The organism is Pradoshia sp. Z6_59, from assembly GCF_058267515.1.
Genome location: NZ_JBZCPP010000006.1, coordinates 206832 through 213293 on the forward strand (window position 1 = coordinate 206832; position 6462 = coordinate 213293).

Annotated in this window: 5 protein-coding genes; 1 reads left to right on the forward strand and 4 read right to left on the reverse strand. The window is 37.3% G+C overall.

What is annotated here, in order from left to right:
- Positions 1–2: 2 nt before the first annotated feature.
- Both AC4D4B_RS08900 and AC4D4B_RS08905 read right to left on the reverse strand, forming a co-directional pair.
- Positions 3–1475: an aminotransferase class I/II-fold pyridoxal phosphate-dependent enzyme gene (locus AC4D4B_RS08900; protein ID WP_490999708.1), complete on the reverse strand. Its 1473-nt coding sequence runs from the start codon at positions 1473–1475 to the stop codon at positions 3–5.
- Positions 1476–2223: 748 nt separating this feature from the next.
- Positions 2224–2700 (reverse strand): hypothetical protein, encoded by a 477-nt coding sequence (locus AC4D4B_RS08905; protein ID WP_490999709.1) that lies wholly within the window; start codon positions 2698–2700, stop codon positions 2224–2226.
- Positions 2701–3022: 322 nt separating this feature from the next.
- On the opposite strand from AC4D4B_RS08905, the gene AC4D4B_RS08910 reads away from it, so the two are divergent.
- On the forward strand, positions 3023–4222 hold the full coding sequence (locus AC4D4B_RS08910; protein ID WP_490995391.1) for a dicarboxylate/amino acid:cation symporter: 1200 nt from the start codon (positions 3023–3025) through the stop codon (positions 4220–4222).
- 124 nt (positions 4223–4346) lie between these two features.
- Here AC4D4B_RS08910 and AC4D4B_RS08915 read toward each other — a convergent pair whose 3' ends face one another.
- Positions 4347–4937, reverse strand: coding sequence for a class D sortase (locus tag AC4D4B_RS08915; protein WP_490999710.1), 591 nt, complete (start codon positions 4935–4937; stop codon positions 4347–4349).
- A gap of 10 nt (positions 4938–4947) precedes the next feature.
- A partial coding sequence (locus AC4D4B_RS08920; protein ID WP_490999711.1) for a SpaA isopeptide-forming pilin-related protein occupies positions 4948–6462 on the reverse strand: 1515 nt, incomplete at its 5' end.

Consider the following 6462-nt stretch of genomic DNA (forward strand, 5'->3'; position numbering starts at 1 on the left):
TGTCACACTCCCTTCAGTACATTCAGACGTTCAATAGCAAGGTCTTCCGGTCCTGTCATGGAACAGCCTTTCGCTTTTGCATAGTCAATATACTCAATAATTTCTTTCGTAATTCTTTCACCTGGTGCAAGGATTGGAATTCCTGGAGGATAGCACATCACAAACTCACTGCACACCCGTCCCTCTGTATCACACAGAGTCAATGATTCTTTATCCGCATAGAATGCTTCCTGCGGTGTAATCACAACCTCCGGATCAATATATTCTTGTGTAATCAGACCTGATTTATCAGTTGAATAGCGGCGGCGTATTTCTGAAAGGGCACTGATCAGACGTTCAACGTCCCTTTTCCGATCACCAACAGATACATAGGCCAAAATATTGCCTATATCTCCAAATTCAATCTGGATATCATACTCATCTCGCAATAAGTCATATACCTCAATTCCCGCTAGTCCGATATCTAATGTATGTACCGAGAGCTTAGTTACATCAAAATCAAATATGCTATCTCCATTCACTAATTCTCTCGAAAAGGCATAATAGTCACCAATTTGATTGATTTCATTCCGCACATATTCTGCAAGATTAATAACATCATCGAAAATCCGCTCTCCATTTAACGCTAGATTTCTTCGGGAAAGATCTAAGCTTGAAAGTAACAAATACGATCCGCTAGTCGTTTGTGTCAGATTAACAATTTGCCTTGCATAACCGACATTCACAGAGGGTCCCATTAGCATAAATGAGCTTTGCGTCAAACTCCCCCCGGATTTATGCATGCTGACTGAAGCCATATCTGCACCAGCAGCCATGGCACTCACGGGTAGGTTTTTTCCAAAGTACAAATGTGCTCCGTGTGCTTCATCTGCAAGAACAAGCATATTATGCTGATGGGCAAGCTTCACAATCCCTCGTAAATCTGAGCAGATTCCATAATAGGTTGGGTTATTGACCAAGATAGCTTTAGCCTCTGGGTTTTCTTTAATCGCTTTTTCCACCTGGCTGAGAGACATACCAAGCGCGATTCCTAGATTTTTATCCATTTCCGGATTTACATAGACCGGCACGGCACCACATAGAACAAGTGCGTTGATGACACTGCGATGAACATTTCGGGGAAGAATAATCTTATCTCCCGCTTTACAAGCTGTCAGGACCATCCCCTGTACGGCAGATGTCGTTCCATTCACCATAAAAAATGCATGTGCAGCACCAAATGCTTCAGCTGCTAATTCTTCTGCTTCTTTAATGACGGACACCGGGTGACAGAGATTATCAAGCGGCTTCATCGAGTTTACATCCACGCTAACCGCTTGCTCACCCAAAAAAGCTGTCAATTCAGGATTACCTCTCCCGCGTTTATGACCGGGTACATCAAAAGGAACAATCCGCTTTTTCTTGAACTCTTCCAATGCTTCATAAATAGGCGCCCGCCCCTGCGAAAGACGAAATAATCTTCCTTGTTCATTCATCACAAAACTTCCTCTCGCTGAAAATTCTCCACACTTCCCTTTGGTTTTACTTTATGGGGGGATTTATATTAATTAAAAAAGTTAAAAGACAACAAAAAAGCAAGTGTACGCGCATTTCATTGCACATCACTTGCTTGTAGATATTATTATCCTATTAAAAAGCATATATAAAAACAGACATATTGCCACACATAAAATCCAATGAATTTTATGTCTGAAAAGCTTTTTAATATTCAACATACCTAAAAAGGAGATCAGAGTCTAAATAGCAAATAAATACTTTTACCACTCTTATTGACCGTTTCACAAGTTTTGCACGATTTATGTCGTACTGGTTATAAAGTAACCAACTTATAAAATTTGAGCTTCTAACTCAATCAATAGGGCAACTAATGTTGCCTGTCGGCATTTGACCCGGCTGTCCGTATGGCCTTAACTTCCCGTGGGATAGTGGTCAATTTTTATCTGCTTGGAAAGACTCTAACTATTTGAATATTTGCTTTCCAAAATAACAACGTCCTAATATTATCAGTTTATGAAAAAATTAGCAATATATACAATTAACTTTTTATACCTTTAAAACCTAAATAAACCATTCTATCTATATATAATTATATATTTTTACCAAAAATAATTAAGATTCTCCATAGGTCATTGGAACGGATTTATACAAGAAATGACTATTTACCATTTAAGAAGACTAGATGGAGGCGGATAGAATATCATAATTAGATCAAACAATGAGGAGCTAGGCGATGAAGTAAACTAAATGGATGAGAAAAAAAGTTACAGCCCCTATTAAAAATGGTTTTCCCAATATATCAAATTCTTTATTGCTGAGAGTCCAGTATAACTCTTGTCTAACCCAATAATTATTAGTGGTTGGTTCAGTATATTCCTGTGGGCCCACTCCTATCATTAAGAAAAAACACAAAACAAAGATACTGAATATAAAACTAAATTCGTTAATCTCTACTTCAAAATAACCCGACAGATAATAAACCAAGATATACTCAATTAAAATAGTAATGATAGCTAAAACTGCGCCATAAGCCATTCTTTTAATAAGGGAACTTCTCTTTTCTTCAGAGGTAATCGCACTTCTTTTTATGCTTTCAACATACTCAGCTTGCTTCGTAAAAAGGAGGGCAAAACAAAAGATAGCGAGAATAACGAAGATATTAACTATAATTTTGATTAACTGAAACTCCAGAATCCCTAGCATTTTTCTCCTCCTTTCATACACACAATCACTCACTATTTAAAGTGCAAAAACAGATGAAGGAATAGAGAATGATTATATATCTCCAATCAATTATATCATTATATGGAAATATATTGAATTTAAAAAACGTTATCTCTGCTCCCCCTATAGCTTTTTCATTTATATTATTTAACCAATATGTATATCCCAAATTTAAGAGATTTAACTTCAACCACCAACCAAAAATATTATTTTATTCTTTTTAAGCATAAAGGTTACTTTTTAATTCATTTTTCTGTATAATCCACATATAGAGTACAACTGTATTTACAAGGAGGACACCATGAAACGATTCGGTATATTACCCAAGATTATATTGGCTATTTTTCTCGGTATTGGTATAGGAATGATTGCCCCAGCCTGGATGCTTCGTATTTTCACTACTTTCAACGGGCTTTTTAGCAGCTTTTTAGAATTTATCATTCCCTTTATTATCATCGGTTTTATTGCTTCAGGAATTGGAATGATGGGGAAAGGTGCCGGTAAAATGCTTGGTATCACAACTGGCTTAGCCTATGCTTCTACAATAATGGCTGGCTTAATAGCTTTTTTCGTTGCCAAAGCATTGTATCCAATTATATTAAAAAACCAGACTGCTCAAAGCTTTGCAAATCCTGAGGAAGCTTTACTCACTCCATATTTTACAATTGAAATGCCTGCTGTAATGGGTGTTATGACGGCTTTGCTTGTAGCCTTTACAATTGGTGTGGGGATGGCTTCTATCAAAGGAGAGGCACTTCTGAATGTAATGGAAGAATTCAAAGAGATTGTCGTAAAGGTAATTAATACGATTATTATCCCTCTTCTACCTTTTCATATCTTTGGTATATTCGCAAACATGACTCAGGGCGGTCAAATTGCGTCTATCCTAAGCGTATTTGCTAAAGTATTTGTGATGATCATTGCTTTACATTTGTTTATGTTAGTCATACAGTATACAGTTGCGGGAGCAGCCTCTAAGAAAAATCCATTTAAAATGCTTAAGACTATGTTACCGGCGTACTTTACAGCTTTAGGAACGCAGTCTTCCGCATCAACGATTCCTGTTACTGTGGATCGGACTAAAAAAATGGGCGTTAAAGAAAAGATAGCAAACTTCACGGTTCCACTATTAGCAACTATCCACTTATCCGGTAGTACCATTACTCTCGTTAGCTGTGCGATGGCAGTCATGCTGTTACAGGGGACGGATTCCAGCTTTACACAAATGCTACCATTTATATTAATGCTTGGTGTCACAATGATAGCGGCACCGGGAGTTCCAGGAGGAGCTGTTATGGCTGCACTTGGTTTATTAGAATCCATGCTCGGCTTCTCTGACAATATGCTTTCCCTCATGATTGCGTTATACCTTGCTCAGGATAGCTTTGGAACAGCATGCAATGTAACAGGTGATGGCGCTATCTCAGCACTTACGGAGCGATTTGTTCCGAAAGATAATAAAGAATCAATTCAAACGAAACAAATCGAAAATTTTGTTTAATTTAATATAAGACAGACACAAACCTGGTGTACTCCTTTACTTTGTGTCTGTTTTTTTACTCAAAAGGGTGTATACAAAATAAAGACTTCTATCTGTCTAAGAGATAGAAGTCTTTATTTTATGTTTATTTGCTTGAAATTAATTGTCCTTTTACCGCAATTCGTTTAGTTCCACTTAATGTACAAGTAATTAACGTTATCTCCCTTTTTCCCGGGGTATCATTTAATACTTCTACTTCTTGAGGATCTATAATATTTTTTGATTTAACTTGATAAACGAATTCATTCTTTCCATCTATTAAATAGATTACATCCCCCTTTCCTACTTCATTCAGACGATTAAAATGTCTTCCATATACCGCACTATTATGGCCAGCAATAGTGAAATTATCATGTCCAGGTACTTGGTTCGTTTTAATCTGGGTTAAGGCAACATCCAGGCTTTCCTGTGTTGTTTCCGGCAACACAGGTGCCTCCAAATTAATGGATGGGATAGTAAGCGTGAGAACATCTGAAAGATCTGTTTCATCGATATTTAAAGATGTGCTCACTTCTTCTTTGATTGACTCTGAATCAGCCAAGTTATCCGTATTTTGAATTGCTTCTAATGCTGATTGTAATTGATTAATATCTTCTTTTTGCTTTTCTTCAATGTAAAAAGAATACAGCAAGCAACCAATACCAACCAGTAATAACAAACCACCAATTTTTTTCATATGGACTCAATCAGTTCTTCGCGCGTTTAGTCAAGAATATAATTCCCGCGAATACTAAAATAAGACCAAGTACAATTAAAGTCCTTGTAAGAGCATCACCTGTTTGCGGTAGCCCATTAAGGAACATGCCCTCACTTGTCTGCTGTTTACTGTCTGATCCAGTCATAACTTCATCAGAAGAAATTGCATTGGAATCTGAATCAACTAGTTGATTAGGTGATTCACTATCACTTGGTGATTCAGGCATTATAGATTGATTAATGAGCGTATTTTCAAATTCAATAACTACTTTTTTATCGCTCTTAATTTCAACATGTTTCACTTCATCTGAAAGCTGGTATCCTTTTGGAGCTTTCGTTTCTTTAATCTCGTAGGTTCCATATGATAAGTTCTCAAAGTTCAGACTACCATTTTTATCTGTTTTTCCTGTCTTAATGACCTTTCCATCCTGATAGAGTTCAAACTCTGCTCCTTCAAGAACTTTTTTATCTTTGGAATCGATTTTTTTGAGTTCGATAGATCCTGTTGGATCCTTGATTGCTTCATCTTCAATTTTACCTAGATTTTGATAGCTACTATTCACTTCGATTGGCCAGATTTTATCGGAGGCCTGAAAGCCTTCTGGTGCTTTAATTTCCTTCAAATAGTATGTTCCATATCGGACATCTGCAAATCTTACCAAACCATCGCCGTTAGACGTTGCTTTATACTTTGCCTCTCCCTTACATTCCGCATTATCGTAGAGAGCAAAGACTGCTCCTTCTAACCCATCACCTGTTTCTTTATCAACTTTGGTGAACTCGATCGCTCCAGTTAGTGCTTCGTCTTCAATTTTACCTAAATTTAGATGGCTACTATTCACTTCAATTGGCAATATTGTATCGGAAGCCTGATAGCCTTCAGGTGCTTTAATTTCCTTCACATAATATGTGCCATATCGGACATCTGCAAATCTTACCAACCCATTGCCGTTAGACGTTGCTTTATACTTTGCCTCTCCCTGACATTCCGCATTATCGTAGAGAGCAAAGACTGCTCCTTCTAAGCCTTCACCTGTTTCTTTATCCACTTTGGTGAATTCGATCGTTCCTACCAATTCCTTAATTCGTTCATTGGTAAACTTACCTGTAGTTACAAGTTCTTTATCTACTGTAACAGCTCTGATTTCCCCAGATAGCTGATAGTCTTCCGGTGCTGTGAGTTCCTTCACATAATATGTGCCATATGTGAGTTGCTCGAATTTTACTAGACCTTTTTCATCAGATGTCGCTTTAGCCTTCGGCTCTCCCTCACAATTTTTGTTATCGTAAAGACCAAATATCGCTCCCTGCAATCCATTACCTGTATCCTTATCAGTTTTGGTAAATTGAATGGATCCTGTTGACTCTTTGATTGCTTCGTTTTCAAATCCCTCTGTTAGCTCAATATCTCCATTCACTTCAATTGTTCTAATTTCTTTAGATAACTGATAACCTTCCGGTGCTGTGAGTTCTTTCACATAATAGGTTCCATATGTGAGATTTTC

Excerpts from the sequence above, each read along its gene's own strand:
- AC4D4B_RS08900 (WP_490999708.1), bottom strand. The coding sequence starts at position 1,475 with ATGAATGAACAAGGAAGATTATTTCGTCTTTCGCAGGGGCGGGCGCCT.
- AC4D4B_RS08905 (WP_490999709.1), bottom strand. The coding sequence starts at position 2,700 with ATGCTAGGGATTCTGGAGTTTCAGTTAATCAAAATTATAGTTAATATC.
- AC4D4B_RS08910 (WP_490995391.1), top strand. The coding sequence starts at position 3,023 with ATGAAACGATTCGGTATATTACCCAAGATTATATTGGCTATTTTTCTC.
- AC4D4B_RS08915 (WP_490999710.1), bottom strand. The coding sequence starts at position 4,937 with ATGAAAAAAATTGGTGGTTTGTTATTACTGGTTGGTATTGGTTGCTTG.